28 protein-coding genes are annotated in these 26,786 nt (G+C 67.3%); 11 read left to right on the top strand and 17 right to left on the bottom strand.

Going from position 1 to position 26,786, the window contains the following annotated elements; translation table 11 throughout:
* Nucleotides 1-12 precede the first annotated feature (12 nt).
* The gene (locus V2L32_RS05525; RefSeq protein ID WP_331235477.1) at nucleotides 13-1,092 is read right to left on the bottom strand and encodes a substrate-binding domain-containing protein; all 1,080 of its coding nucleotides are present in this window, start codon (nucleotides 1,090-1,092) and stop codon (nucleotides 13-15) included.
* Nucleotides 1,093-1,157: 65 nt separating this feature from the next.
* Nucleotides 1,158-3,923 carry an alanine--tRNA ligase gene (gene alaS / locus V2L32_RS05520; RefSeq protein WP_331235476.1) on the bottom strand — a complete coding sequence of 922 codons (2,766 nt, stop codon included), beginning with the start codon at nucleotides 3,921-3,923 and terminating at the stop codon, nucleotides 1,158-1,160.
* A gap of 115 nt (nucleotides 3,924-4,038) precedes the next feature.
* Here alaS and V2L32_RS05515 point away from each other — a divergent pair, with 115 nt between their 5' ends.
* The 3 genes from V2L32_RS05515 (at nucleotide 4,039) to V2L32_RS05505 (ending at nucleotide 7,353) form a co-directional block, all read left to right on the top strand.
* Nucleotides 4,039-4,314 carry an acylphosphatase gene (locus tag V2L32_RS05515; RefSeq protein WP_331235475.1) on the top strand — a complete coding sequence of 92 codons (276 nt, stop codon included), beginning with the start codon at nucleotides 4,039-4,041 and terminating at the stop codon, nucleotides 4,312-4,314.
* A gap of 50 nt (nucleotides 4,315-4,364) precedes the next feature.
* On the top strand, nucleotides 4,365-4,874 hold the full coding sequence (locus V2L32_RS05510) for a TspO/MBR family protein (protein WP_331235474.1): 510 nt from the start codon (nucleotides 4,365-4,367) through the stop codon (nucleotides 4,872-4,874).
* Between the two features lie 148 nt (nucleotides 4,875-5,022).
* The gene (locus V2L32_RS05505; protein WP_331235473.1) at nucleotides 5,023-7,353 is read left to right on the top strand and encodes a GAF domain-containing protein; all 2,331 of its coding nucleotides are present in this window, start codon (nucleotides 5,023-5,025) and stop codon (nucleotides 7,351-7,353) included.
* Between the two features lies 1 nt (nucleotide 7,354).
* Here the strand turns inward: V2L32_RS05505 and V2L32_RS05500 are convergent, their stop codons facing one another.
* The 3 genes from V2L32_RS05500 to V2L32_RS05490 all read right to left on the bottom strand — a co-directional run bounded on the left by V2L32_RS05500 (nucleotide 7,355) and on the right by V2L32_RS05490 (nucleotide 10,128).
* Complete coding sequence (locus V2L32_RS05500; RefSeq protein ID WP_331235472.1) at nucleotides 7,355-8,041, bottom strand: DUF4336 domain-containing protein; 687 nt, start codon at nucleotides 8,039-8,041, stop codon at nucleotides 7,355-7,357.
* 49 nt (nucleotides 8,042-8,090) lie between these two features.
* A complete protein-coding gene (locus V2L32_RS05495; protein ID WP_331235471.1) occupies nucleotides 8,091-9,011 on the bottom strand; it encodes a cation diffusion facilitator family transporter in 921 nt (306 codons plus the stop codon).
* Between the two features lie 136 nt (nucleotides 9,012-9,147).
* On the bottom strand, nucleotides 9,148-10,128 hold the full coding sequence (locus V2L32_RS05490; protein ID WP_331235470.1) for a replication factor C small subunit: 981 nt from the start codon (nucleotides 10,126-10,128) through the stop codon (nucleotides 9,148-9,150).
* A gap of 216 nt (nucleotides 10,129-10,344) precedes the next feature.
* Here V2L32_RS05490 and epsC point away from each other — a divergent pair, with 216 nt between their 5' ends.
* Nucleotides 10,345-11,208 (top strand): serine O-acetyltransferase EpsC, encoded by an 864-nt coding sequence (gene epsC / locus V2L32_RS05485; RefSeq protein ID WP_331235469.1) that lies wholly within the window; start codon nucleotides 10,345-10,347, stop codon nucleotides 11,206-11,208.
* A gap of 165 nt (nucleotides 11,209-11,373) precedes the next feature.
* Here epsC and V2L32_RS05480 read toward each other — a convergent pair whose 3' ends face one another.
* The 3 genes from V2L32_RS05480 to V2L32_RS05470 all read right to left on the bottom strand — a co-directional run bounded on the left by V2L32_RS05480 (nucleotide 11,374) and on the right by V2L32_RS05470 (nucleotide 13,753).
* Entirely contained in the window at nucleotides 11,374-11,649 is a 276-nt protein-coding gene (locus V2L32_RS05480; RefSeq protein ID WP_331235468.1) for a DUF7513 family protein, read from the bottom strand.
* The gene (locus V2L32_RS05475) at nucleotides 11,646-13,193 is read right to left on the bottom strand and encodes a Na+/H+ antiporter NhaC family protein (RefSeq protein WP_331235467.1); all 1,548 of its coding nucleotides are present in this window, start codon (nucleotides 13,191-13,193) and stop codon (nucleotides 11,646-11,648) included. The genes V2L32_RS05480 and V2L32_RS05475 overlap by 4 nt, the downstream gene beginning before the upstream one ends.
* 140 nt (nucleotides 13,194-13,333) lie before the next feature.
* A complete protein-coding gene (locus V2L32_RS05470) occupies nucleotides 13,334-13,753 on the bottom strand; it encodes a hypothetical protein (protein WP_331235466.1) in 420 nt (139 codons plus the stop codon).
* A gap of 108 nt (nucleotides 13,754-13,861) precedes the next feature.
* On the opposite strand from V2L32_RS05470, the gene samp2 reads away from it, so the two are divergent.
* Entirely contained in the window at nucleotides 13,862-14,059 is a 198-nt protein-coding gene (gene samp2 / locus V2L32_RS05465; protein ID WP_331235465.1) for a ubiquitin-like small modifier protein SAMP2, read from the top strand.
* Between the two features lie 101 nt (nucleotides 14,060-14,160).
* Nucleotides 14,161-14,562 (top strand): GNAT family N-acetyltransferase, encoded by a 402-nt coding sequence (locus V2L32_RS05460; protein ID WP_331235464.1) that lies wholly within the window; start codon nucleotides 14,161-14,163, stop codon nucleotides 14,560-14,562.
* Here the strand turns inward: V2L32_RS05460 and V2L32_RS05455 are convergent.
* The gene (locus tag V2L32_RS05455; protein WP_331235463.1) at nucleotides 14,546-15,922 is read right to left on the bottom strand and encodes a phosphohexomutase domain-containing protein; all 1,377 of its coding nucleotides are present in this window, start codon (nucleotides 15,920-15,922) and stop codon (nucleotides 14,546-14,548) included. The genes V2L32_RS05460 and V2L32_RS05455 overlap by 17 nt on opposite strands.
* Nucleotides 15,923-16,011: 89 nt before the next feature.
* Between V2L32_RS05455 and V2L32_RS05450 the strand changes: the two genes are divergently transcribed.
* From V2L32_RS05450 to V2L32_RS05435, 4 genes are all read left to right on the top strand, one after another.
* The gene (locus V2L32_RS05450; RefSeq protein ID WP_331235462.1) at nucleotides 16,012-16,584 is read left to right on the top strand and encodes an NADPH-dependent FMN reductase; all 573 of its coding nucleotides are present in this window, start codon (nucleotides 16,012-16,014) and stop codon (nucleotides 16,582-16,584) included.
* A 149-nt stretch (nucleotides 16,585-16,733) separates the two neighbouring features.
* Nucleotides 16,734-17,099, top strand: coding sequence for a hypothetical protein (locus tag V2L32_RS05445; protein ID WP_331235461.1), 366 nt, complete (start codon nucleotides 16,734-16,736; stop codon nucleotides 17,097-17,099).
* A 406-nt stretch (nucleotides 17,100-17,505) separates the two neighbouring features.
* Nucleotides 17,506-17,850, top strand: a complete 345-nt coding sequence (locus tag V2L32_RS05440) for an SHOCT domain-containing protein (protein WP_331235460.1) — start codon at nucleotides 17,506-17,508, stop codon at nucleotides 17,848-17,850.
* 3 nt (nucleotides 17,851-17,853) lie between these two features.
* Nucleotides 17,854-20,151 (top strand): heavy metal translocating P-type ATPase, encoded by a 2,298-nt coding sequence (locus V2L32_RS05435; protein WP_409348406.1) that lies wholly within the window; start codon nucleotides 17,854-17,856, stop codon nucleotides 20,149-20,151.
* A gap of 169 nt (nucleotides 20,152-20,320) precedes the next feature.
* Here the strand turns inward: V2L32_RS05435 and V2L32_RS05430 are convergent, their stop codons facing one another.
* The 3 genes from V2L32_RS05430 to larB all read right to left on the bottom strand — a co-directional run bounded on the left by V2L32_RS05430 (nucleotide 20,321) and on the right by larB (nucleotide 21,753).
* Nucleotides 20,321-20,578 carry a GIY-YIG nuclease family protein gene (locus V2L32_RS05430; protein ID WP_331235459.1) on the bottom strand — a complete coding sequence of 86 codons (258 nt, stop codon included), beginning with the start codon at nucleotides 20,576-20,578 and terminating at the stop codon, nucleotides 20,321-20,323.
* A gap of 100 nt (nucleotides 20,579-20,678) precedes the next feature.
* The gene (locus tag V2L32_RS21235; RefSeq protein ID WP_457852209.1) at nucleotides 20,679-20,828 is read right to left on the bottom strand and encodes a DUF7563 family protein; all 150 of its coding nucleotides are present in this window, start codon (nucleotides 20,826-20,828) and stop codon (nucleotides 20,679-20,681) included.
* A 142-nt stretch (nucleotides 20,829-20,970) separates the two neighbouring features.
* Nucleotides 20,971-21,753, bottom strand: a complete 783-nt coding sequence (gene larB, locus V2L32_RS05425) for a nickel pincer cofactor biosynthesis protein LarB (RefSeq protein ID WP_331235458.1) — start codon at nucleotides 21,751-21,753, stop codon at nucleotides 20,971-20,973.
* A 94-nt stretch (nucleotides 21,754-21,847) separates the two neighbouring features.
* Between larB and V2L32_RS05420 the strand changes: the two genes are divergently transcribed.
* Nucleotides 21,848-22,015 carry a DUF1931 family protein gene (locus V2L32_RS05420; protein ID WP_331235457.1) on the top strand — a complete coding sequence of 56 codons (168 nt, stop codon included), beginning with the start codon at nucleotides 21,848-21,850 and terminating at the stop codon, nucleotides 22,013-22,015.
* A 35-nt stretch (nucleotides 22,016-22,050) separates the two neighbouring features.
* Here the strand turns inward: V2L32_RS05420 and rpiA are convergent, their stop codons facing one another.
* The 5 genes from rpiA to V2L32_RS05395 form a co-directional block, all read right to left on the bottom strand.
* The gene (gene rpiA, locus V2L32_RS05415) at nucleotides 22,051-22,743 is read right to left on the bottom strand and encodes a ribose-5-phosphate isomerase RpiA (protein ID WP_331235456.1); all 693 of its coding nucleotides are present in this window, start codon (nucleotides 22,741-22,743) and stop codon (nucleotides 22,051-22,053) included.
* A 54-nt stretch (nucleotides 22,744-22,797) separates the two neighbouring features.
* Complete coding sequence (locus V2L32_RS05410; protein ID WP_331235455.1) at nucleotides 22,798-23,925, bottom strand: ORC1-type DNA replication protein; 1,128 nt, start codon at nucleotides 23,923-23,925, stop codon at nucleotides 22,798-22,800.
* A gap of 26 nt (nucleotides 23,926-23,951) precedes the next feature.
* Nucleotides 23,952-24,446: a response regulator gene (locus tag V2L32_RS05405; protein ID WP_331235454.1), complete on the bottom strand. Its 495-nt coding sequence runs from the start codon at nucleotides 24,444-24,446 to the stop codon at nucleotides 23,952-23,954.
* Between the two features lie 92 nt (nucleotides 24,447-24,538).
* Nucleotides 24,539-24,754, bottom strand: a complete 216-nt coding sequence (locus V2L32_RS05400) for a hypothetical protein (protein ID WP_331235453.1) — start codon at nucleotides 24,752-24,754, stop codon at nucleotides 24,539-24,541.
* A 33-nt stretch (nucleotides 24,755-24,787) separates the two neighbouring features.
* Nucleotides 24,788-26,761, bottom strand: a complete 1,974-nt coding sequence (locus V2L32_RS05395) for a MutS-related protein (protein ID WP_331235452.1) — start codon at nucleotides 26,759-26,761, stop codon at nucleotides 24,788-24,790.
* Nucleotides 26,762-26,786: the final 25 nt, after the last annotated feature.

Here is a 26,786-nt window from a genome sequence, read left to right as displayed (position 1 = left end):
CGACCGCGACGGTCAGCCCTCCTCCTCGACCATCTGCCGGAACTCCTCGATGTCGACGTTCTCCTCCAGCTGGGAGAGGGTGCCCTCGATCTGCTCGTTCGCCTCGTCCATGTCGCCGTAGCTGACGATGTTGCCGGTCTCCTCGGACCACGCCTGGGTGTCCTTGTGCTCGACCGCCGTCTCGATCGCCTCGGAGACGACCTGCCTGACGTTCTCGGGGGTCTCCGGCGGTGCGATCGCCGTCTGGACGAACCGGGTGATGTAGTCCATCTCGTCGCCGTACTCGGCGATCGACTCCACCTCGGGGAACGCCTCGAGCTCCAGGGTCGTGAGGTTGACCGCCATCGACGCCTCGCCGGAGTCGACCGCGTCGACCGCCGAGGTGTTCGTCGAGATCCCCGCCGGAACCTCGTCGGAGATCACCGCCTCGTTCACCAGCGCGCCGCCGTCGTAGGGGACGCTCGACTCCCAGTTCATCCCGTACTCGTCGCGCAACAGCTGAGTGACGACGTGGCTCGCGCTCCCGACGCCCTGGAATGCGAAGGTGCCGATCTCGCCGTCGTCGTAGGCGTCTCTGAGCTCCTCGAAGTCCTCGATCCCGTAGGCGTCGTTGACGATGATCGTGTAACCGAACTCGCCGTGGGTGGCGATCGGCTCGAACTCCGCGACGTGCCAGTCGTCGATCTCGTCGATGAGCCAGGCGAACTGCCAGCCCGGGACCGTCACCGTCCCGAAGCGGTGGCCGTCGGGCTCCTGGGTGTAGAGGTGCTGGGTGCCGATCTGCTGGGAGGCCCCCTCCCGGTTGTCGACCGCGATCGACTCGCCGAGTTCCTCCTCGACGATCGGCTGGATCGTCCTGACGTACTGGTCGGTGCCGCCGCCCTCCGACCACGGCACCATCCACTCGAGCGACTCAGTCGGGAAGTCGAGGCCCGCGTCGTCGGTGTCGTCCGTCTCCGTGTCCGGCTCGTCCGCGTCCGTCCCGTCGTCGTCGGGCTGGGGGTCGTCCTCGTCTTCGTCGTCGAGACAGCCGGCCAGCGCCAGCGTCGCCCCCACGCCCCCGCCGTATCGCATGAAGGTACGTCGTCTCATCGCTCCGAGAGAGGTCGTACTCCGGTGAAAAGTGTTGATTTAACGGCGCTTCTGTCTGGTACTACTCAGGCGTTCAGCACCCGTTTGAGGATCTCCGGTGCGGCCTCGAGCGCCTCGTCGAGCTTCCCGGCCTCGGGGCCGCCGCCCTGTGCAAAGTCGGGCGGGCCGCCGCCGCCGCCGCCGACGCGCGAGGCGAGTTCGCCGACGACCTCGCCCGCGTTGATCCCGGCACCGTCGGGGGCCGCGACGACGAACTGCGCGCCGTCGACCCCGCTGCCGAGCACCGCGACGTTGCCCTCCTCCGCGATGGCGTTGGCCGTCGCCCGGAGTTCGTCCGCGCCGCCGTCCAGTCGCTGGATCACGGCCGTCGTCCCGCCGACGTCGACCGTCTCGCCCTCGCCGGTTCGGAGCTCCGCGAGTTCGGCCTTCAGCGAGTCGATCTCCTTGCCGCGGGCCTTCCACTCCTCGAAGAAGCGCTCGGCGGTCGCGGGCACCTCGCCCGGCGAGACGTCGAGCACCCCGGCGGCGTCGTAGAGGGCGTCCTCGGTCTCCTGGGTCGCCTGGATCGCGGCCGGACCGGCCGCGAACGTGAGCCGCTCGACGCCGTCCTGGATCCGCTCGGTCGAGAGCAGTTTGATCGCCCCGATCTCCCCGGTCCGGGAGACGTGCGTGCCGCCGCAGGCCTGGACGTCCTCGCCGACGTGGATCAGCCGAATCCGCTCACCCGGCGGGATGCCGCCCTGGTAGAGGTCGAAGCCGTGGGTCGCCTCGGCCTCGTTCCGGTGGGGCCACTCCTGGGTGACGGGGAGGTTGGCGATCACGAGGTCGTTCGCGAGCCGCTCGATCTCCCGCACCTGCTCGCGAGAGACCCGCTCGTAGTGTCTCACGTCGAGGCGGGCGCTCTCGACGCCCTTCTGTGCGCCCGCCTGTCTGACGTGTTCGCCGAGGACCTGCCGGGCGGCGAAGCCGACGACGTGCGTCGCCGTGTGGTGACGCGCGAGCGCCGCCCTGCGCTCGGTGTCGATCCGTCCCGTGACGAACTCGCCCTTGCCGGGGTCCTCGTCGGTCCGGTGGACGATCACCCCGTCGCGTTCCTGCACGTCGAGCACCTCGACGGTCGTCTCCTCCGAGGAGAGCGTCCCCGTGTCCGCGGGCTGGCCGCCGCCCTCCGGGTAGAAGTGGGTCTGGTCGAGGACGACGTCGTAACCGTCGTCGGTCTCCAGCACGTCGAGCACGACCGCCTCGAACTCGCCGCGCTCCTGGTCGTCGTAGTAGAGCTTCTCGGTGCTCGGGAGGTCGGCGAGTCGCTCGTCGTGCTCGTCCTCGGCCTCGACACCCTGTGCCTCGTCGTGGCGTGCGGCGACCTGCGCGTAGAAGTCCTCCGGGACCTCCACCGACGCCCCCTCGCAGTCGGCGATCTCCTCGACCATGTCCGGCTGGATGCCGTGGCTGTCGTACAGTTCGATCAGCTCCGAGACCGGGATCGGCTCCTCGCGATCCGCGTACTCCTCGGCGAGCGTCTCGACGCGACGCCCGCCGCGTTCGAGCGTCTCCCTGTACTTCTCGACCTCCGTCCGGACGATGTCCCGGATCGTATCGCGGTTCTCGTAGCCGAGGCGTTCGGCCTGCATATCCACCAGTTCGTCGAGCGGCGCGTCGACGCCGATCGTGTCACAGAGCCGTTTGGTCCGCCGGAGCACCATCCGTGCGAGGTAGCCCGTCGCGACGTTCGAGGGGACGATACCGTCGCCGAGCATGTACGCGAGGGTACGGCAGTGATCGGCGATGGCGTAGATCGACTCCAGCGGCGAGAGCAGCGCGTCGAGTTCGTCTGGAGTCGTGTCGAGCGCCGCGGCCATCTCGGCGCGGGCGCTCTCGACGTCCTTGATCTCGTCGACGTCCATGTTGCCGGCGATCGCCGCCGCCCGACCGATCAGCTCCGTCTCCTCCTCGGTGTGCTCGACGCCCGCGTTCTCCGAGAGGAACGCGATCATGTCGGGGTAGACCGCCTCGTAGACCGTCGGCGTGCCCTGAGAGACCCACGTCCACCGTTCGAGCCCGTAGCCCGTGTCGACGATGTACGTATCCATGAACGAGTAGGAGTTGCCGTCTTTCATCTCGTACTCGCCGTCGGGGTCCTGCTCCATGCACATGAAGACGAGCGTCGCGAGTTCGACCCCCTCGTAGATCACCTCGATTGCCGGCCCCGCGTTGCCGCCGCCGACCCACGGGTCCTCGATGTAGGTGATCTCCTCGAGTGGAACGCCGAGCGACTCGAAGAACTCGTCGCAGTACTCGACGGTCTCGTCCTTCCAGTAGACCTCTCCATAATAGGCGTACTCGTCGGGGTCGACGTCGTCCTGCGTGTTGAACGCGTGATGCGCCATCATCTCGAAGGCCATCGTGTGCCGACCCGTTTTACCGACGTTGTCGATGTCCTGCATCCGGATGCAGGGCTGGGAGATCGTCAGGGGGTTCGCCGGCGGCGGGGTCTTCCCGCTGGTGACCAGCGGTTGGAAGTCGTAGATCGAAGCCTGGGTGAGCAGGACGTCGTCGCGCCAGCGGTTCGCCGCGACCGGGTACGGCTCGATCCGCTCGTGGTCGTGGTCCTCGAAGAAGGAGAGAAAGGCCTCGCGCATCTCCTCTAAGGTGTACTCCTCGTCGAAGCCGGGGTTCCCGATGAACGTGTACTCCCCGCAGGGCGGCTCCCCGCAGATCTCCTGATCGTGCTGTCGCGTCCAGAAGTGAGCGCCACAACCGGGACACTCCTTTCGGACGAAGTCGTTCGCCTCGAAATACTCGAGGCGATACTCGGCGTCGAGATCGCTCATTGCCCCCTCTCGCTTGTCCGACTCCAAAACAGTTGCGCAAGCCGAGAGCCCCCGAAACCGTGCGTATCGCACGCGACGGGCCAAGCGCTATCACCGGCCGGCGAGGAGGTCGGCCATGCCAGAGAGACGCGTCCACCTGTTCGTCTCGGGGAACGTCCAGGACGTCCACTTCCGCGACAACGCCCACGAGACCGCCCGCGCACACGACCTGACCGGCTGGGTTCGTAATCTAGAGGACGGCCGCGTGGAGGCGGCCTTCGAGGGGGAGGAAGACGACGTCGAGACGATGGTCGAGTGGTGTCACCGCGGTCCGGTCAAGGCCGAGGTCGAGGGCGTCGAACTCGAGGAGGGCGACCCGCAGGGCGATCTCGAGGATTTCGAGAAACACTGATCGAGGGTACCTCACGAAGCGTTAGGGGCTTCGCGCACCTACCCGAACGCATGACGCTGACCGAAACCCTCCGATTCGACGCCCTCGACCGGTCGTTCGACCCGCGAGAACTGCTCGTCGCGCTCGGGTTCGTCCTCGGCGTGAACCTGATCGGCTCCTCGCCCGCTCTCGCCGTCGGCAGCGACACCGGCTGGATCGACCGGCCCGCGTTCTACCCGCCGGAGATCGCCTTCCCGGTCGCCTGGACGCTCATCTTCACCTGTCTCGGCCTCGCGTGTTACCTGCTCTACCGGCGGGGACTCGACCGACGGGACGTGCGGGTCGCCTTCGGCACCTTCGCCGTCCAGATGGTCCTGAACCTCGCGTGGACGCCCGCGTTCTTCGGCCTCCAGAGTCCGGCCGCGGGCCTCGCGGTGATCGTCCCGCTCTGGGCGGCGATCCTCGTCACCGCCTACGCCTTCGCCCGGGTCGACCGTCGTGCTGCGGTGCTGTTTCTCCCCTACATCGGCTGGGTGAGCTTCGCGGTCGTGCTCAACTACGTCATCTGGACGATGAACTGACGGCGTCTCCTGTCCCGTGTGACGAGCTCCGGAACCGCGGGGGTCACAGAGGACGTCGGGTCGCCGACGGACCTGTCGGCCGAAACTGTTATTCTTCGAGAGAGGTTTTCGGGGGTAGACAGGCCGACCGGCGGTCCCGTGAATCCCAATGTTCGATGACCGCTCGCTCTCCCGGATCGTCGAGGCGACCGACGAGGGGCTGTTCGTCGTCGACCCCGCGCACTCGCTCGCCTACCTCAACGAGGCAGTCGCCGTGCTCGTCGGCGACGAACGCTCCGAGCTGCTCGGCCGCGACCTCTCGGTGCTCGCCGAGCGAGGCGTCGTCTCGACCGCGACGGTCAGGGAGCTCCGCTCGGCCGTCGACCGGATCGTCGAGGGGGAGGACCGGGCACTCTCGATCGAGCGCCCGATCACCCGCGACGACCGGGAAGAGCTCGACGCGGCGTTCGACCTGCGCGCGCTCGCGGGAGACGAGGGGCCGATCCACGTCGTCGTCTTCGTCAGGGACGTCGGCGACCGGCGGGCGGCCGAGGAGCGCCTCGACGCGCAGTCGCGGCGGATCGAACGGCTCCACGCGGGCTCGACGGCGATGATCGCCTGCCGGGACGAGTCCGAAGTGTACGACCTCGCGGTCTCCGTCGCCGAGGACGTCCTCGCGTTCGAGCTCTGTTCGATCCTCGTCGCCGAGGACGGCTGGCTCGTCCCGCGGGCCTGGTCGTCCGCGACGAAGCCCGCGGGGGTGCGGACGATGCGCACCGACGAGGGGCTCGCCGGCCGAACGTACACGAGCGGTGAGTCGCGGCTCGTCCCGGTCGTCGAGCGGGACCCGGACGCCGACCCCGCCTCCGAGAGCTACCGGTCGGGCGTGAGCGTCCCGATCGGCGGCATCGGCGTCTTTCAGGCGGTCGCGACCGAGACGCACGCCTTCGACGAACGCGACGTGAAGCTGGTCGAACTGCTCATGTCGACGGTCGCGGAGGCGGTCGCCCGTATCCGCGCGGAGTCACGGCTCGCCGACGAACGCGACCGCCTCGCGGCGCTGTTCGAGAACGTCCCCGAACCCGTGGTGAGCTACGAGGTCGGCGGGGACGCGGTGAGCGTCAGGGCGGTCAATCCGGCGTTCGAGCGGGTCTTCGGCTTCGATCCCACGGCCGCCCCCGTCGAGGAGCTCAACGAGCGGTTCGTCCCCGAGGGAGAGGAGTCGACCGCGACGGCGCTCGACGAGCGGATGGCCGCGGGCGAGGGCTACACCGCGGAGGTCACGCGGTTGGCGGCCGACGGCGGCCGGGAGTTCCTCGTCCACGTCGTCCCAACGACCGACGGGAGGGAGCGAGGTGGGTTCGTGATCTACACCGACATAACGGAGGGAAAGCGCCACGAGCGGCGACTCGACGACCTCCACGGTGTGACCCGGGAGCTGATGGCAGCCGAGACCCACGAGACGGTTGCGGGACTGGCGCTGCGAGCCGCCCGCGAGGTGCTCGACCTGGGGCTGGCGGCCGTCTACCTCTACGACGAGGAGCGCGAGGTCCTGGAGCCGGCCGCCGCCACCGCGGCGGCCACGGAGATGTTCGCACCGCTTCCGGAGTTCGGGCCCGGTTCGGGGCTGGCCTGGCGGACCTTCGAGACCGGCGAGCCGTTCGTCACGCCCGACATCCGGGAGTACGACGGGCTCTACAACCCGGAGACCGAGATCCGCACGGAGCTGATCTTCCCGTTCGGCGAGTACGGCATCGGCATCGCCGGGAGCACCGAGATCGGCGCCTTCTCGGAGTCGACCGTCTCGCTCGCGGGGGTGCTCGCCGCGAACGTCGAGGCGGCGCTCGAACGTGCCGACCGCGAGGCGACGCTCAGAGCGCGCGAGCGCGACCTCGCCAGACAGAACGAGCGGCTCTCGGAGTTCGCGGGCGTCGTCAGCCACGACCTGCGAAACCCGCTCACCGTTGCCCGGGGCTACCTCGCGATGCTCGACGGCGAGGAGGAGGTAGTCTCGCGGATCGAGGACGCCCACCGCCGGATGGACGCTCTCACCGACGACCTGCTCTCGCTGGCCCGCGAGGGGAAGGTCGTCGGTGAGACGGAGTCGGTGAGCGTCGCCGACGCAGCACGCGAGGCCTGGTCGGTCGTCGAGACGGCCGACGCGACGCTCGGCGTCGAGGTCAAATCCGCCGTGAGGGCCGACCCCGATCGACTGGTCGAGCTGTTCGCGAACCTCTACCGGAACGCCGTCGAACACGGCGGCGAGGACGTGACCGTCTCCGTCTCCGACGCCGAGGGTGGGTTCGCCGTGGCCGACGACGGTCCCGGGATCCCGCCCGAGGAGCGTGCGGTCGCGCTCGACGCCGGCTACACCACCGGCGAGGACGGCACCGGGCTCGGCCTCGCCATCGTCAACCGGATCGCCGAGGCCCACGGCTGGACGGTCTCCTTGGAGGAGAGCGAGTGCGGCGGGACGCGCGTCGTCTTCACGGTCGAGTGAGTCAGGACGACAGCAACCGGTCGAACCCCTCGATCACCGCCCGTTTCCCGCCGCTCTCGATCACCTCGCCGTGACCGGGGATCACCCGGTCGAACTCCCAGGCGAGGACGTCCCGGATCGACCGCCGGAACGTCGCCTCGTTCCGGATCGTGAGCCTGAAATCGAGCGTCGGACCCACCCGACCGTACACCCCCATCGTCCGTGCCATCAGCCGGGTCCGGAGCGGGCTCTCGCTGCCGACGTGGTAGCCGACGTCGCCGAGGATCACCGTCCCGCTCGGGCGGTGGAAGAACGCCATCTCCGTGAGCCAGCGGTTTCCCATCACCGCGACCTGGTCGACGTCGGGACTCCAGCGAGGGTCCGGCGTGTCGCCCAGCAGCGCATCGAACGTGAGGTCCGGTCGGCGCGCGGGGAGCCCCGGCGCGGCGAGCAGCGCTACCCCCGGGAACGTCTCCCGGTACTCCTCCATGTAGAGGTGGCCGTGGAGCTTGCTCGCCGGGGCGACGAAGCGCACCTCGCCGAGGTCCGAGAGGTGTGATTCGAGGTCCGGGGTCAGCTTCGCGGGCGACTGGACGAACAGCCCGCCGCTCGACAGCCGGATCACGGTCATGATACGGCCGATCTCGAACCCGAGGAAGCGAAGCGGCTCCTCGTACGTCCACAGTCGATCCGCGCGCCGATCGAGCATAACAGCGGATACGGTATCGTCGGAGATAACCGTAGAGCTCCCGGCCCCCTCAGTCTCGCCGGTCGTCCGCGTCGTAGCAGTCGATCGAGACGCGGTGCTCGAACGTCGGCGACTCGATCTGTATCGTCGCGTGGTCCACACCGAAGCGCTCGTGCAGACCGCTCCGAGAGCTGGCGAGCACCCGATCGGAGTCTGCCTCCTCGCCGACCACGAGGTGAGCCGAGAGCGCGTACTGGTTCGACGAGAGCGCCCAGACGTGGACGTCGTGGACGTCCTCCACGCTGTCGAGGTCCGCGAGGAACCCCCGAATCCCCTCGACGTCGACGTCACGCGGGGTGCCCTGCAAGAGGACGTTCAGGCTGTCGGCGAGCAGCCCTCGCGTCGAGTAGAGGATGACGACCGAGATGAGGACGGCGAACAGCGGGTCGAGGACGAGGTAGTCCGTGTAGAGCAGCGCGACGCCCACGCCGACGGTCGCGACGCTGCTCGCGGCGTCGGCGATCAGGTGGAGGAACGCGCCCCGGACGTTCAGATTCTCGCGGTCGTCGACGAGAACGTAGGCGGCCGCGAGGTTCGCCCCCAGCCCGACGAGACCGACGACGACGATCACTTCGGGTTGGACGGCCGGCGGGTCGACGAACCGACCGACCGCCTCGTAGAGGATGTAGCCGACTGTGGCGACGAGCAGGAGCCCGTTCGCGAGCGCCGCGAGCACCTCCGTTCGTCCGTAGCCGTAGGTCCGGACCGAGTCCGGTGGTCGGGTCGCAAGCCACGCGGCGAGCAGCGCCAGCCCGAGACTCGCGCTGTCGGTGAGCATGTGGACCGCGTCCGCGAGCAGCGTCAGCGATCCCGAGTAGAGCGCACCCGCGAGTTCGACGACGAAGAACGTCGTGTTGATCGCGAGCGCTATCGTGAGCGGCCGCATCGCGTGACCGGAGTGGTCGTGGCCGTGGCGGTGGTGTCCGCTCATGTGCGTCCCGCGAGGGGGTGCATCGACTGGCGTAAGCGAGCCGCCGTTATCAACCGACCGGCCGACGGATGCCGAACACGGTCACAGAACGGTACTCCGTTCCCCTCAGTGACGAGGGGTCCAGTCGCCGCGGCCGCTACCCGTCGCCGTTCTCGAGCGCGAGCGACGCCAGCAGCGCCTCGAGCTGGACCGTCTCGTTCGCGCCCTCGGCGATCCGGAAGTCGGCCTCGCCGAGGCGATCCAGCACGCGGACGGCCTGACGCTCCTCCAGTCCGAACTCCCAGACCGAGCGATGCACCTGGTCGATCACGTCGCCGCCGGAGAGGCCCTTGTTCGAGAGGAGATCGGAGAGCGTCGCGCGCGCGGCGACGAAATCACCAGCGACCGCGCGGGTGATCATCTCCTCGATCTCCTCCGGCCGCGCGGTCGAGGTGATCGTGAACACCGCCTCCTCGTCGACCGCCTCGCCCATCACCGCGGCGGCCTGGAGCGCGTTCACCGCCCGGCGCATGTCGCCGGCGGCGGCGTAGACCAACGCGTCGATCCCCTCGGCGGTCGTCTCGATCCCCTCCGTCTCGGCGATCTCCTCGATCCTGGCGGCGATCGCTTCGTCGTCGATCGGTGAGAACCGAAAAACCGCACAGCGAGACTGGATCGGATCGATGATCTTCGAGGAGTAGTTACACGAGAGGATGAAGCGCGTGTTAGAAGAGAACTGCTCCATCGTCCGCCTGAGCGCGGACTGGGCGTCGGAGGTGAGCGAGTCGGCCTCGTCGAGGAAGATGATCCTGTACCGATAGCCCCCGAAGCTCGAGCGGGCGAACTCCTTGATCCGTCCCCGAACGACGTCGATCCCGCGGTCGTCCGAGGCGTTCAGTTCGAGGAAGTTCTCGCGCCAGTCCTCGCCGTAGACCTCGCGAGCGATGGCGACGGCGCTCGTGGTCTTTCCGACGCCCGCCGGCCCAGAGAACATGAGGTTCGGCAGGTCCTCCCGGGCGACGTAGCTCTTCAGACGGTCGGTGATCTCCGGGTGGCCGATCACCTCCTCTAAGCTCTCCGGCCGGTACTTCTCGACCCAGATCTCGTCGCGGCCCGGCCGCGTCTCGCGCTCGCTCATGTGGTGGGGGTGGGCGCCTCGCTACTTAATCGCCCCGAGACACGCTGCACGCCCGGTCGGATCGAGGTCGGGGTTACATCGAAGATCGATCGCCGACCGCCCGAGGGCGAGCGACGCCGACGCCGATACTGTCGGCACGGGCGGGACGCTCGTCGGCGGTCCCTCGACGTTCCGGAACGTTTCGAACTTTGTACCTCGGGCTCGAAGCCCCCTCGGATGAGGCTCAGCTACGACGGGGACGCACACGAACGGCTCCTCGAACGCTACCGGGAGGACGCCGAGCCCTTCCCGACGGAGACTGCGATGAACTTCCCGCCCAGGAACCACTGGCACGAGGAGGTAGGGCTGCTGAAACGACTGCTGTTCCCCCGGTGCTGGAACGCGGACGCGCTCGTCTACGACAGCTCGGTGGTACTGAACGAGATCGAGAAACTCGGCGCGCTCGTCTCCAGGGGCGTCCGGCCCTTCTCGAACGGGGAGCCCTCGGAGGCGGTCGAGAGCGTGCTGGACCGGCTCCCGGAGCTACGGGACGCGCTCAAGAGGGACGCGGAGGCGGCGTACAAGGGCGACCCGGCGGCGAACAGCTACATCGAGATACTCCGGTCGTACCCGGGCTTTCGCGCGATCACGATCCAGCGCTTCGCACATATGCTCTACGAGACCGGAAACACCGAGTACGCCCGCGAACTGACCGAGTACGGCAAGACGGTGACGGGGATCGACATCCACCCCGGTGCGGAGATCGGCGAGTACTTCTTCATCGATCACGGGACCGGCGTCGTGATCGGCGAGACGGCAACGGTCGGTGACTGGGTCCGGATCTACCAGGACGTTACGCTAGGGGCGCTTCACTTCGAAGAGGAGGAGGACGACGAGAAGACCCTGAAGAAGGGCTACAAGCGTCACCCCGACATCGGGGACCACGTCGTGATCGGCGCCGGGACGAAGGTGCTTGGCCCCGTCGAGATCGGCGATCACGTGAGCATCGGCGCGAACTCGTGGATCACCGAGCCGGTCCCGGATCACACCAAGGTCTACGTCGCCGAACACCCGACGCTCGAACGGAAACGGCAGGACTGATAGGGATCGTCGCCGCCACCCGGATCTCGTGGGCCCACACGTCTCCGGTGTCGTTCGATCCGCAACCGAGAACGTTTGCCCTCCTACGATGATCCCCATGACCGTCGCGAGATGCGGTGTCGACCGGAGTCGTGAACGGGTGGGTACGCCGGAGCGGACGTCGCCTCACCCCGTGTACGAACTCCGGCCGACGACCTCCCGGAACTCGCCCCGGCCGACCGACTCCTCATCGTCGAACTCCGTCACCGCGACGCGGACCTGTTTCTCGACGTGTTCGGGTTCGATACCCGTCACGTAGAGTCGGGTGTCGCCGACGAGGGCGACGCCGACGCCGTCGCCCTCGTACCGGCTCACGAAGACGTCCACCTCGCTCCCGGACACGAGCGAGGGACGTGACGTACGGAACGTCCAGCCTTTGAAGTAGCTCCGCCAGAAGCTCATACGCGGGCCACCTCCTCGCTCTCGCGGTCGATGACGTACTCGCGGCCGAAGCCGGTGGCGGCCGCGACGACGAAGACGGCGACGAGTAGCCAGCCGTGGAAGACGAAGGGGAACACCTCGACCGGGTTGACGATCATGCCGGCCTCGAACCACTCGAACTCGTCGGGAAGGCCCTGCATCGCCTCGAACCCGACGAGGACGCCGCCCGACCACGGGAAGATGTAGCCCAGCGCCGCCGTGTTGGCGTCGAGGATGTTCGCCCGACGGTAGCCGTTGATGTTGAACCGCTCGCCGACCTTCGAGATGTACGGGCCGATCGCGATCTCGGCGGCGGTGTTGATCGTGATCGCCGCGTTGATCAGCGCCGAGGAGCCGACCATCGTCAGTTCGGCGTTGCGAACGTTCGTCGCCAGCCGATCGAACGAGAACTCGAGGATCGCGTCGAACGCACCGCCGCGGATCATGATCTGGGCCGCTGCGATGATGAACAGGATGAGGATCGCCAGCGCGAAGAAGCCCTCGATCCCGGCCAGCAGACTGCCCCCGACGCCGACCTCTCCGGGTTCGACGACCTCGAGGATCGGGAGGAACGCGAGCGGTTCGACGAGTGGCCCGTCGGCCGGCGCACGGAAGACGAGGATGTCGCTCGCGGTCGAGAGGCCGAACAGGAGGTTCGCGACGACCGCGACGATGATCCCCCACGAGATCGCCTCGATGATGTGTCTGCCCGCCACCGCGGTGCCGATGACGGCCGCCATCGAGACGAGGTGGATCAGCCCGGCGGGCTCGGCGGCCGCCGCGATGATCTCGGCGGGGTCACCGGCGACGTCGATCCCCGGCAGTGCGCTGCTCGCCAGCACGTACGCCGGGAACGCGATCGCTGCGGCGACGATCGCGTACTTGAACCGGGTCGCGACGACGCCCCCGATGTCCGAGTCCTGCGTGACCGCGCTGACGATCGTCGTGTCGCTGACCGGCGCGAGGTTGTCGCCGAAGATCGCCCCCGAGAGGATCGCGCCGAACATGAGCACCGGGTTCGCCCCGAGGAGGATCCCCGCGGGGAAGAAGAGCACGACGAACGCGATCGTCGTGCCGTAGCCGGTCCCGATGCCGGTCGCGAGCAGTGCCGCCAGCACGAACGTGATCGCCGGGAAGAGAAGCGCCCCGACCCCCGAGACGTCGGCGAGCCAGACGAGCCCCTCGACGAACCCGCCCACCTGGAGCGTCTCTGCGAACATCCCGGCCCACAGCCAGGCGACGACCGCCGTCACGGCCACCGGCTGGGTCATCCCCTCGAAGATCGTGTTCGCGTAGCCCGTCCACGACCCCTTCACGAAGAACATCCCGACGATGAGTCCGATCAGGATCCCGACCGTCAGGCCGGTCGTGTCCGCGACCCGCCAGAGGGCGGTCTGGACGATCGCCCAGGCGATGAAGAACAGTATCGGGAACGCGCTCATCACGCGCCCGCCGTAGAACTGGAGGTCCGCCCCCCCGGCCCCGGCGTCGAACTCGTCGGTCGGATCCGCTGGGTTCGCTCCCATTCGATCAGCTCCCGTCGGTGGCGTCACCGCCCTCCTACGTTAATCTTTCACCAACTATCAACGATACCGGAAGTCCGAGGGCGGAAGCGGGCCATCGTGGGCGGCGTAAACTGACGACGCCGAGGACGGATTCGTGTGCGTCATTCGGGGGAGGTTCTCTCGAGGATGCGTTCGTTCACCGGCCCGAATTCCTCTCGAAAATTTATAACGTCATCCCCTGACCGGACGGTCGGCGTTCTGACATACTCTGCGTAGACAGTAGCGAGAGAACGGACATCGATAACGAGATTCTCGTCGAACCCACGCAACTCACCTCGGACGGCTAAATCCCGAGCAACGTAACCGATCTGTCCCGCCTGCTGTTGTAACCCCTTAAAATCGGGCATATCCGGATCTTCGTACTTCTGTCTGAACGCGACTCGAACCGTAATAGCGCACTCTCTAACCGCCTCTTCCCAGGCTTCTTCGGGATCGTCCGACTGTTGAACGTACTCTCGAATCCGATCGATCACCGCGCGTGCGATCGCAGAAGAGAGCCCCCCGACGACTGGATCGACCATATTCTGGAGAGATCTGCTACGTTCGAATATCCACTGTAGAATTACGCAGAGGGATTCTTGCGAACTGCAGTACGGTAGCCTCTTGATTCACGAAGACTGATTCAGGTCATGGACGTCACCGTCGAGGTCGTCGGCGGCGGGACCCACGCCCTCTCGCTCCCCGAACCGACCTACGGCGACCTGCTCGCCGCGGTGGGACTGAGCCCGCACGAGGCGACGGTGCTGGTCGAGGGGCGTCCGGTCCCGGAGGACGACCGCGTCGCGACCGACCGCGTGCAGGTCCTCAGACTGGTCAAGGGCGGGTAGTTTTAGCGACCGTCCCCCTCTACCTGCCATGACCGGCGATCCCGAGGTCGACCACCCGATCGGAGCGACGGGAGCGGTACGTCACCCGGCCGTCCCCGACGATGGCGTCTGAGATCCGCGTCCGGGTCGCCGAACGGGACGACGAACTCGACGTTCGGCGTGTCCTCAACGCGGCAATGCTCGAGTTCGACGCATTCGGCGAGCGGATCCGGTCGGAGGACGTGCTCGTCGCGGTCGAGACGGGACGAGAGGAGAGGGGCGAAGACCGGGCGGTGCTCGGCGCGCTCGCCCTCTCCGGCGTCGAGATCGAAGCGATCGCGGTCAGGCGCGCTCGTCGGAACCGGGGGATCGGCCGGGCGCTCGTAGAGAGCGCGGGAGAACGCCAGAGCAGCCTCACCGCCGAGTTCGATCCGGACGTGCGGGAGTTCTACGAAGCACTCGGGTTCGAGATCGAGTCGATCGGCGACGATCGGTTCCGGGGAGTCCTCAGAGGCGATCCGTGACGAGCGACCTGCCCCCGGCGAGCAGCTCCTCGACGCGCCCTTCGCTCTCGGCCTCGGCGTAGATCCGGATCACGGGTTCGGTCCCACTGGGCCTGACGAGCAGCCACGAGCCGTCACCGAGCAGGAGTTTCACGCCGTCCGCGTCGTTCACCCGCATCACGGTCCCGCCCGCAACCTCCTGGGGGACGTCACTCACGAGCGCGGAGAGCACCCCCGCTTTTCGGTCCTCGGGACACTCGACGTTCACCCGGTTCTGGTGGATCTCACCGTGTTCGGCGAGCAGTCGGTCGACCCGATCGTCGAGCGGTTCGGCGGCGTGGGCGGCCGCGGCGAGCAGCGCGATCAGCACGCCGTCCTTCTCCCGGACGTGACCCCTGATGCTGAACCCGCCGGACTCCTCGCCGCCGATCAGCGCGTCGTGTTCGGCCATCGCCCGCGCGACCCACTTGAAGCCGACGGGCACCTCGATCGCCTCTTCCCCCTCGGCCTCGGCGATCCGATCCACCAGGAACGTCGTCGAGACGGTCCTGACCGCGGGTCCGGAGTCGGAATCGAGCAGGTAGTCGTAGAGCGCGGCGTAGAGCAGGTTCGCGCTGAGCGGGCCGCGATCGGGCGTGACGACCGCGATCCGATCCGCGTCGCCGTCGTTCGCCACCCCGAGGTCCGCCCCTCCATCCCGGACCAGCTCGGTGAGGTCGGTCAGGTTCTCCTCGGTCGGTTCGGGCGAGACCCCGCCGAACGTCGGGTCGTCCTCACAGCGGAGACGGGTGAGCGAGGCCCCTCCGCGTTCGAGCAGCGCGTCGGTGACACCGCGTCCGCTGCCGTGGATCGCGTCGTAGGCGATCGTGAGGTCCCCCACCCCCCCGTGGTCGACCAGCTCCAGAGCGTGCTCGGCGTGCGACGTGACGAAGTCCACCTCCTCGATCGAGCCGTGCTCCTCCTCGGGAAGCGGCTCCGGATCGGCCAACCGCGACTCGATGGCGTCAGTCACCTCCGGGAGCGCCGGCGCGCCGTCGTCGGGGATGAACTTCACGCCGTTGTACTCCGGTGGGTTGTGCGAGGCGGTGATCATACACGCCCCGGCCAGGTCACGATCGACGATCGCGAACGCGGTGAGCGGGGTCGGGCGGTCGCGTTCGGGGGTCAGGACGTCGCGGCCGGCCTCGCCGAGCGTCTCCGCGAGCGCCTCCGCGAACTCGGGGGAGCTCTCCCTGGCGTCGTAGCCGACCGCGACCGGCCCCGCTATCCCCTCGTCGTCGAGGTAGGTCGCGACCGCCTGTCCGATCCGGCGCAGCCGTGGCTCGGTGAACTCCTCGAGCGTCGCCCGCCAGCCGTCGGTGCCGAACGAGATGCCGTTCATGCTCCCTCATCACGGCCGGGGGCGAAAAAACCGGGCGCTCGCCCGGGAGACCGACGCGGTTTTCATCCGGCGAACGACTACTCCCTCCAATGAGCAGACGCCCGAAAGTCGTCGCCATCTCCGGTAGCCTCCGCGAGGGGAGCTACACCACGCTGGCGCTTACCCACGCGCTCGCAGCGGCCGAGCGGGCCGGTGCGGAGACCGAACTGATAGACCCGCGCGAGTGGGACCTCCCACTCTTCGATCCGGACGAACGGGAGGTCGGTGACGCCGAACGCCTGAAAACCACCGTGAGGGAGGCCGACGCGCTCCTGCTCGGGACGCCCGTCTACCACGGGACGATCTCCTCGGCGCTGAAGAACGTCCTCGACTACTGTGGGTTCGAGGAGTTCGAGGAGACCACTGTGGGGCTGCTCGCGACCGCGGGCGGCGGGGGTTACGGCCGCACGCTCGAACACCTCCGGACGAGCGTCCGGACGATCCACGGCTGGTCTCTCCCCCACGAGGTGGGGATTCGAAAGGCGTACGACCAGTTCGACGACGACGGCGAGTTCGTCGACCCGGAACTGGAGGCGAGGGTCGCGAAACTCGGTCGGATGACCGTCGAGTACGCGTTCATCGAGCCGACGCCGGTCATCGAACGGGCGACCGTCGACGACTGAGATACACCGTGCGTGGCGATCACACGTCGAAGTCGATCGGGAGGAGCGAGCGGTACGGAGAGGCCGAGTAGTGACCGGAGTAACAGTACACCCATCTCCCCGAGGATCGTATTTCCGTTCTGTTTCGACCGTTCGTCGGGATCGTCGGCGTGCTCGTAACACTGTTTCCGGGCGAGACGATCGAGGTCGTCGAGCCCGGTTTCGTCGAAAACCCCGACGAGCGTTCGAGAAAGCCGTTGGGCCGCTCGGTGGTACGCGCGGAAGATGCTCTCGTGACCGTAGCCGGTCTCACCGGCGGGCGGGCGTACGCGTGGATGGGTAACGTCACCGGGATCACTGGTGCCCTCTTGCTCCTGTTTCCACAGCGACACCGAACGGTCGCTACCGCTCTCCTCTACGAGGACCGGGAGGTGGTCGTGTGGAACGATCGGTTCACTGGAATCGTACGGACGATCGGGATCGGGTACGCGCTCCTGACAGTCAGGGAGGGCGAAAAGCGTCGTATCGCCGACTGACCCGTATCCCGCTAGTGGATTCGAGGTGAAGCGAGCGAAACCGTTCGTTTCGAACCACAACTCCCGTTGACGGGCGTTCTGCGAACGAGGTGTGGATCGAGCGTCGCTCGTTCGCTGCGTAGTTTCTCCATACGGTGGAACGCTTTCGAAGAACGTTCCCACGCTCGTCTTCGTCGAGGACCGCGGATCTTCGGGCTCGATCGATCGGCGGTTAATTATCGAAGGTTTGAGCCCCGATAGAGCCAGATATAGTAAGAAGAACCGTGAAAAGGGAGGACGTCGTACCCTTCCTATGAGGGGTTGGGATTCGGATCACGAGAGAAGCGGCGGATCGGTATTTGAAACCGTGAGATTCCATCAGGACGTCGGAGAGAAGACCCCGACGCCGAAACTGGGGGCGACATAGATGGCTACAGCCGATTCGGTCCTCCGCGTGGTATTGCTCGTCCTTCTCGTGGTGGTGCTGACACCCGTACTGATGATGTTACTGTTCGCACCGATGATGGGGACGGGCGGGTGGGGGCACATGTGGGGTAGCGGGGGTGCTACAGGTGGGACGTGGATGGTGACCCTGATGTGGTTGTTCCCGTTGCTCTTGCTGCTCGGATTGGGATACTTGATCTACTCGGTACTCTCTACGTCCGAACGATCCGACCGGGCCATCGAAGAGCTTCGAGTTGCGTATGCACGGGGAGACCTCTCGAGCGAGGAGTTCGAGGAGCGAGAAGAGCGACTCCGAGAAGGGAGGTGAGGTGTGCCGGCTGACTCCGCACCCGATCACCACGCTCGTTCCGAAACCAGTCGCTCGCGTACCTCTCACGAGAGAAAGCCGACCGACCACAACTGCCCCTGCTGTCGGGTCTGTGGACTGACCACCGAGAGGGCCGACCCGTCTCCAGGAACGTCGGATCGAGACGAACATCGGGAGGGAGAGGACGAGAACCACGCACACGACCGTTCCGGTCACGGCCACGAAGGCCACGACCACGGAGACGGAGGGAACGGGGACGGCGGTCACGACCACGGGGTACATGTCGATCACTCCGACCACGAGGAGATGTTCAAACGGCGTTTTTTCGTCTGTTTATTCCTCTCGTTCCCGGTTCTCTACTACAGCGCGATGCTCCAGGAGTGGTTCGGATACAGCGCGATACCGTTCCCTGGAAGCGAGTTCGTCGGACCGGTTTTCGGAACGGTCGTCTTCGTCTACGGGGGAATCCCGTTCCTCCGAATGGGTGCGATCGAGGCACGGAACCGCGAGCCCGGGATGATGCTATTGATCTCACTCGCCATCACGGTCGCCTTCGTCTACAGCGTCGCGGCGGTCACGTTGGAGATCGGGGAACCGTTCTTCTGGGAACTGGTGACACTGGTCGTCATCTTCCTTCTCGGCCACTGGATCGAGATGCGAAGCGTTCGACGGGCGTCGGGTGCTCTCGACGAACTGGCCGAGCTGATGCCCGATACGGCCGAGCGCGTTACGGAAGACGGCGACACGGAGACGGTCCGTGTCGAAAATCTGGCGGAAGACGACCTCGTGCTCGTTCGCCCGGGCGCAAACGTCCCCGCCGACGGTGTCGTCGAGCAGGGAGAGTCGAACGTCACCGAGGCGATGATAACCGGGGAATCACGGCCGATCAAGAAAGCGCCCGGAGACGAAGTGATCGGAGGGACGACCAACCGCGACGGAAGCCTTCGGGTCCGCGTCACTGCGACCGGAGAAGAAACGACCCTGTCGGGGATCGTGCGGCTGGTCGAAGAAGCACAGCGGAGTAAGTCCCGGACCCAGGTGCTCGCGGACCGGGCGGCGGGATGGTTGTTTTACGCGGCGATAGCGGTGGCAGCCGTTACCGCAGTGGCCTGGACGGTCGCCGTCGGGTTCGGGCTGCCGGTCATCGAACGAGTCGTAACCGTACTGGTGATCGCCTGTCCACACGCGCTCGGCCTCGCCGTCCCGCTGGTGGTCGCGATCAACACCTCGATGGCGGCGAACAACGGTATGCTCATCCGCGATCGAATCGCGATGGAAGAAGCTCGCAACCTGGACACCATCGTCTTCGATAAGACGGGAACCCTCACGAGAGGCGAACAGGGTGTCGTCGATATCGCTACGATCGATGACTGGGACGAAGACGAACTGCTGGCGCTGATGGCTGCTGTCGAGGGTGACTCCGAACACATGATCGCGGAGGCGATACGCGAAGCGGCTCGTGATCGGGGGCTGACCGTGCCTGGCGTACGGGAGTTCGAGGCGATCGAAGGGCGAGGCGTCCGTGCGACTGTCGAACTGGAAGCCGCTGTACCTCCCGGCGGAGACGGCGAGAGCGTCCAGAACGGTGAGACGATCCACGTTGGTGGCCCGAACCTCCTCCGCTACCTCGACGTCGAACTGGATGACGATCTCACCACGTTCGCCGACGAGGCTGGTTCCCGTGGCCAGGGCGTCGTCTACCTCCTTCGAAGCGGAGCGGCAGTGGGTGCAGTTGCGCTTGCGGACGTGGTCCGTGACGAGAGTCACGAAGCGATCGAAGCGCTCCACGGGATGGACGTCGAAGTCGCGATGTTGACCGGGGACTCCGAGGACGTCGCCCGTGCCGTCTCGGAGGAACTCGGTATCGACACCTACTTCGCCGAGGTCCTTCCGGACGACAAGGACGAGAAGATCGTCGAACTCCAGAAGCAGGGGAAGCTCGTGGCGATGGTGGGCGACGGAGTGAACGACGCACCAGCGCTGACGCGAGCCGACGTCGGAATCGCAATCGGCTCGGGGACCGACGTCGCAGTCGAATCGGCGGACGTCGTTCTCGTCGAGAACGATCCACGGGACGTGGCACATCTCGTCCGCCTGAGCCGGAAGAGCTACCGAAAGATGCAGGAGAACCTCGTCTGGGCAGCCGGCTACAACGTGTTCGCACTGCCGCTTGCAGCGGGAATCCTGGCACCGATCGGCGTTCTGCTCTCACCAGCGGTCGGTGCCGTTCTCATGTCCGTGAGTACGGTTGTCGTCGCGATCAACGCACAGCTCCTTCGCCGCGCGGATCTCTCGTCCTGAAACGAACATCGCTCCGTGACTCTATTTCGAGGTATCACCTGTACCGAGCGGGTAAGTCGGAGGATAGGGGGCGTGAATCGAACGCGACTCGGTCGTCGATAGATCAGCCCATCCCTGGTGAGGGGTCGAACGGGGATCCGATCGGAGCGGCGAAGGCGCACGATTACGGTTACCGGTCCCGATACCCCTCGACGAGCCGCTCCTTCTCCGCCCGCGAGAGCCCTTTGATCGCGTGCTCGCGACTCATCGCCGCCGACCGCGAGGCGAACGACTCGGTGTACCTGAGCGTGACCGGCCGCCGGGGACGGGTGTACTTCGCACCCTCGCCCGCGTTGTGCTCGCCGATCCGACGCTCGACGTCCGTCGTGTAGCCGGTGTAGAGGCTCCCGTCGGCGCACTCGACGACGTAGACGTGGTGTGCGCTCACGGGCGTCGTTTCGAGCCACGGTCGAAGAACCTGGCGGTCGCGTTCGGACTCCACCGAGAGAGGCTTCACGTGGTGCTTCCGTGACGGTGCAGTGGGGGTCTTACGCCTGGCGCGCACGAAGCTTCGCCACTTCGGCGATCCCCGCGTTTGCCGAACAGTTCGGGCACGCGAATATCCGACCGCTCTGGTCGGAGAACACCCGTGCGAACCGCTCGGAGACGTGCGCATCGCAGTGGTCACAGGTAGGCATCACGGTCTCCGACAGCCGTAGACTGTCGGTGGTTCGCATACGGTGTAGTGCAACAATACTCTTTCTACCCCGGTCTAATTTTCCTCGTGTGCTAACTCGAGTTCCCGAATCGAAAAGTATAGTTTAATTTATAGTCTAAAAATCACTTTTCGTCGGCCATCGGAGTCCGCCCACCGCCGACCGCCCGCGCGATCAGCCCCGCCTGTGCGCCGGCGACGAACCCGGCGTCCACGTTGACGACGCTGAGGACGGTACACGACTGGAGCATCCCGAGGAGCGCGGCCTCGCCCTCGCCGCCGAAGCCGTAGCCGGTCGAGACCGGGAGCCCGATCACGGGTGCGGAGATCAGTCCGGCGACCACCGTGGGAAGCGCCCCTTCCCGACCCGCGGCGACGACGAGGACGTCACACGCCCTGAGGGTCTCCAGTTCGTCGGTCACCCTCGTCAGGTTCGCGACGCCGACGTCGTCGACCCGTTCGATCCGGGGCCCCACCGCCCGGGCGACGAACGCGGCCTCGCCCGCGACGGCGGCGTCGGCGGTGCCCGCGGAGACGACGCCGACGGTTGCGTCGATCTCGGGGGTGGCGAACTCCGGCGTGGAGAGTGCCATCGCACCCGCCCGGTCGTCGGTCCGAACGTCGAGCTCCCCGTGGTCCTCCGAACAGCGCTCGCGGACCGAGTCCCGGAGGTCGGCGTCGGCCCGCGTGAGCAGCGCCCGTCCGGTCGTCTCGAGCGCGAGCGTCGCGAGCGAGGCGACCTCCTCGGTCGTCTTTCCGGGGCAGAGGATCGCCTCGGGGATGCCGCGTCGTTGCTCGCGCGCGGCGTCGAATCTACCCGCCTCGCCCGTTGCGTAGCCCGATAGCCGCGCTTCCGCCTCGTCGATCGACAGCTCGCCCCGGTCGAGCGCTCTTAGCACGTCGCGCATACCCCGGATATCGCGCCCGAGACACTCCTATTCGTCGCTTTCAGCGCACTATTCAGGAAAGTATTTAACGTCGGGTGAGCAACAGGGAACCCGTATGGCAGATCTGATCGTCAAAGCCGCCGTGAAAGAAGCGCTCGATGACAAGAACGTCGCCTCCGACTTCTACGACGCCCTCGACGAGGAGGTCGCGGAGCTCCTCGAGAAGGCAGCGAACCGGGCCGAGCAGAACGACCGGAAGACGGTCCAGCCCCGCGACCTGTAAGGGCTCGATCCACCGATTTCTTTCGCGCCAGCGACTCAGGAGAGGGATCTGAGCGTCGCCTCCCCGGACTCGGGTTCGCCACCGACGACGACGGCGTCGGCGAGCCCGCAGAACAGCCCGTGTTCGACCACGCCGGGGATGGAAGCGAGCGAGTCCGCGAGCCCCTCCGGTTCGCGAATCGACCCGAACTCGCAGTCGAGCAGCAGGTTTCCGTTGTCGGTCACGACCGGGCCGCTCTTCCCCGTCGCGGAGCGGAGTTCGGGCTCGCCGCCGAGGTCCGTGATGGCCTCCGCGACCGGGCTGCGGGCCATCGGGAGTACCTCGACCGGAACGGGGCGGTCGAGGACCTCGGCCTTCTTCGTCGGGTCGATCACGTAGAGCAGGCGATCCGCGCTCGCGTCGACGACCTTCTCCCGGGCGTGTGAGCCGCCACCGCCCTTGATCGCGTTCGTTCCGGCGATCTGATCCGCTCCGTCGATGGCGATGTCCACACCCACGTCGTCGAGCGTTCTCACCGGGATTCCCGCCTCGCGGGCCAGGTCGGCCGACTGGTACGAGGTCGGGACGCCGACGACATCCAGGCCGGAGACGGCCCGCTCGCCCAGCGCACCGATCGCGTGAGCGGCGGTCGAGCCGGTCCCGAGGCCGACGACGTCCCCATCGGAGACCTCTTCGGCCGCCCGCTCGCCCGCCGTCCGTTTCGCCGCCTCCCGCTGGGACTCGTCCATACCCACACGACTCGGCTGCGGGGGAAAAACCTCACCTCTCGACACCGGTCGCGGTCACTCCAGCCGGTCGAGCACCGCCTCGCGGTCGTAGGCCAGCGAGAGCGCACGCGAGCGGCCGCGACCCTCGACCGGGGCGTACTCGGTCTCGATGATCCCGAGCTGATCGAGCTTGTTCACGATCTCCGAGTAGCGGGTGTAGCCGAGGTCGGTCTCGTCGGCGAACGCCTCGTAGACGGTTCCGGCGCGCTCGCCGTCGTGGTCGGCGATCACCGAGACGAGCGCGCGTTCGCTCTCCGTCAACCCTCGGAGGCTGCGCGAGAGGTGGACGTACTTCGACTGCTCGTAGGCCGCCTCCACGTCCTCGAGGTCGACCGTCTTCGAGGCGCGCATCTCCGCCTGCATCCCCGCCCGCCGGAGGAGGTCGATACCCACACGCAGGTCGCCGCTCTCGGCGGTGAGTTCGGCGACGCGGTCGAGCGTTTCGCCGTCGATCACGCCGTCGTGAAAGCCCCGGCGGGTGCGTTCGCGGAGGATGTCGGCGATCTCCGTGACGTCGTAGACCGGGAAGTAGACCTCCTCTGGCCGGAAGACGGACTGTACCCGCGGGTCGAGTTCGTCGATCGCGTCGAGGCTCGGATCGGAGGAGATGGCGATCACGCCGAGTCTGGTCCCCGGATGGGTCTCGTGAGAGCGCAGGATCGAGTAGAGCGTGTCGCTGGCCTCGTTCTCGTAGAAGAGGTAGTTCACGTCGTCGAGCGCGACCACCAGGACCTCGTCTTCGTCGACGAGCCGGTCGGCGATCTGTCCGAACAGCTTCTTGAACGAGACGCCGCTGGTCGGCGGTTCGTACTCGAACAGCCCCTCGAACAGCCGCGAGAAGACGGCGTACCGCGTCGAGTCGACCTGGCAGTTGACGTGGACGGTTCGAACCGTGGTCTCGGCGGTGAGCTGGTCGAACAGCTTGAGCACGGCCGTCGTCTTGCCGGTCCCCGGCGGCCCCTGAACGAGCGCGTTGAGCGGCCGCGAGCCCCGGACCGCCGGTCGGATCGCGTACGTGAGACTCTGGGTCTGGCTCTCGCGGTGTTCGAACGTCTCGGGGAGGTAGTCGATCTCGAAGACGCGTTCGTTCCGAAACACCGTCTCGTCCCACGAGAGCATCCCCTCCTCGGGGTCCGGGGCCATCACTTTCACCACGCTGCGGCGGCTACTTAACCCTTCGGGGGCTCGCGGTCGGGCGGGATCCTGACGTACCGGAGCCAGAACCGGTCGAGCGCGGAGACCAGTCCGACGAACCCCTCGAACTCCTCGGGTTTCGTCACGTAGGCGTTCGCACCGCGGTCGTACGCCTCGGCGACGTCGCGGTCGTCGTCGGAGCCGGTGAGGACGATGATGGGGAGCCTACGGATCGCGGAGTCGGCGTCGAGCGCGGCGAGGATCGCCGGCCCGGTCGTCCCGGGGAGGTCGCGGTCGAGCAGGACGAGGTCGGGGCGTGGACCAGACCTGAGCGCGGAGAGGGCGTCGGTGCCGTCGTCGATCACCCGCACGGTCGCGTCGACGTCGACCTCCGAGAACGCCTCGCGGACGAGCCGTGCGATCCCCGGATCGTCCTCGACCAGCAGGACGTCGGCCGTCACGACCCCCTCCGTCCCCCCGTACCCCGGCCCACACCGATCATGTCTCGTGAGGAGGGGAGTGACACTCATAAACTTCTCGACGCTTTCCCACCGTTTCTAGCCGTTCGAGGGTGTTTAATCACTCCATAGTGCGGTGTACCGGCCGGAGCCCGGCCACCGGCTCACTCCGCCTCGGGAGGGGGGTTCCGTCCGAACCACGACGCCGGGGCGAGACCGAGCGTGACGACCGCCCAGACGTACGACACCGCGACCATCAGCATGATCACCATCTCCTGCCACTGTGCGAGCCCCGGGGCGAACTCGCCGACGAGGATGTAGACGCCCCACGCGACCGCGACGATGAGGACGTAGTGGAGCAGTTCGTACGCCAGCGCCATACGTCCTCGTTCCCCCCGGACCGTATAGCCGTTTCAGTCGAACTTCGCGAGTAGCCGGTCGTAGACCGGGGAGTCGCGCTCGCCCGCGAGCTTCTCGACGATCAACTCCGGCGTCGACCGTGCGAGGTGGTCTGGCACCGGCGAGCGCTCGACGACGAGTTCGCCGTCGATCAGCCCGACCGCCTCGATGCCGTCGACGGGGACCGCACACGCCGCTGCCTCCCTGATCTCACCTGCGAGGTGCGAGACGAACACCGCCGTCGTCTCCGCCTCCGCTAACTCCTCGAGGATACCGGCGATGATCTTCGCGCTCGCGCCGGGTTCGGTGATGCTCTCGAGTTCGTCGACGAGCACCAGCGCATCCTCCGGCGACTCGGCGAGCGAGGCGAACTCCCGGAGGGTGCTCTCGAACGCCCCCGCGTCGAGCGTCCCCTGCGTCTTCGCGTGGTAGTGACACGCCCCGAACCGCCGCAGAGAGGCGCGTTCGGCGGGCACTGGGAACCCCATGTGTGCGAGGATAGCCACGCTCGCGAGCAGGTCGAGCGTCGAGGTCTTGCCCCCGGAGTTCACCCCGGAGAGCAGCGTCACCCCCGAGACGACATAGTCGACCGGTTCGATCTCCTCCCACGGTTCGACGAGTAGCGGCGATCGACCCCCCTCGATCGCGATCCCCTCGCCGTCGAACGACGGCATCGTACACTCGAACTCGCGGGCGAAGCGGGCGACCGCGAGCTCAACGTCGAGGTCGAGCGCCGTCGCGACGAGCGTCGCCGCCTCCTCCCGGAACCCCGAGAGCGTCGCCGCGAGCTCTCGCTTTCCGGTGATCGCCCGGCGGTCGCGTGCAGCCGTCAGCTCCTCTTCCAGCTTGCCGACCACGCTCTCGTCCGCCTCGACGGGGTAGCTCGGCTCGTCCGAGAACGCCGCCCGTGCCAGCTCCGCCTCGCCCGGATCGAGAGACAGCGCGTCCACGAGCTGTGCTCTCGCCTGCTCGACCGCCCTCGCGTACTCGTCGGCGAGTTCGCGCGAGAGCAGCGAGTCGATCCCCGCGCCTCGCTCGACCAGCGAGAGGAGGTCCGCACCCTCGATCGTGACGTCCCGCTCGCGGATCGCCTCGCTCAGCGCGTCGTCCGCGACGCTCTCGGCGGTGCTCACCGCCACGTCGAGGTCCGAGACCGCCGCCGTCAGCCGGTCGAGCTCCGCGTCACCCTCGACCGTTCCGTCGTCGGAGAGACGAGAGAGCGCGCCGGAGAGCGCGTCCAGGTCGCAGGGGGGCTCGATCCCGGCGTTCCGGTGGACCCGCGCGGCCGCCCGGATCGACTCGCGATTGCTCGCGAAGAAGTCGAGGACTCGTTCGGGGACGATCTCCTCCGGTGAGTCGAGCGCGTTCGGCTCGACGCGTACGTCGCCGTGGACGTCCACCCCCGAGAAGGCCTCGTCGATGGCGACCACCGTCGCGTAGCCCCGGGCGAGTTCGGCGAGCCCCCGTGCGTCCTCCACGATCTCCACTGTGAGTTCGGGTACCGCATCGCGCGCTGCGGCGTAGCGTTCTGCGTCGGTCGTCGCGAGACAGCGCTCTCTGATCCGAATCTCGGAGGGAGTCGAGAGCGGTTCGACCTCGGCGAGTGCGTCCGTGATCGCGGGGTCGGGCTCGCGCTCTATCGCCCGCTCGGTGAACGCCCGAGCCTCCTCGATCCGCTCCTCGCACGCGCTCGGGTAGAACGTCTCCAACCGGCGTTTCGCGTAGTCGGTGACTGCGCGCTCCTGGACGAGCGCGAGCAGGTCGCGGTGCAGTTCTCTCGCCCGGTCGGTCGCGAGAAACCGTGAGTCGTCGTCGTGGCGGGCGCGGATCGCGCCGCGGGCGATCCGCGCTGCCTGTCCGGTCGAGATGCCGGGCGCGGCGGCGAGCGCGGCGACGTCGCCCTCGGCCAGCGCGCGTTCCGCGCCGTCGAGGCGCGCGAGCGAGGCGGCGGTCTTCTCCCCCACGCCCGGAATCGACTCGAACTCCATCGACCGTGCCGTGTACCCCGACCGA

The sequence above is a fragment of the Halalkalicoccus sp. CGA53 genome, assembly GCF_036429475.1.
GTDB lineage: Archaea > Halobacteriota > Halobacteria > Halobacteriales > Halalkalicoccaceae > Natronorarus > Natronorarus salvus.
This window is presented reverse-complemented; position numbering and strand designations above follow the sequence as displayed.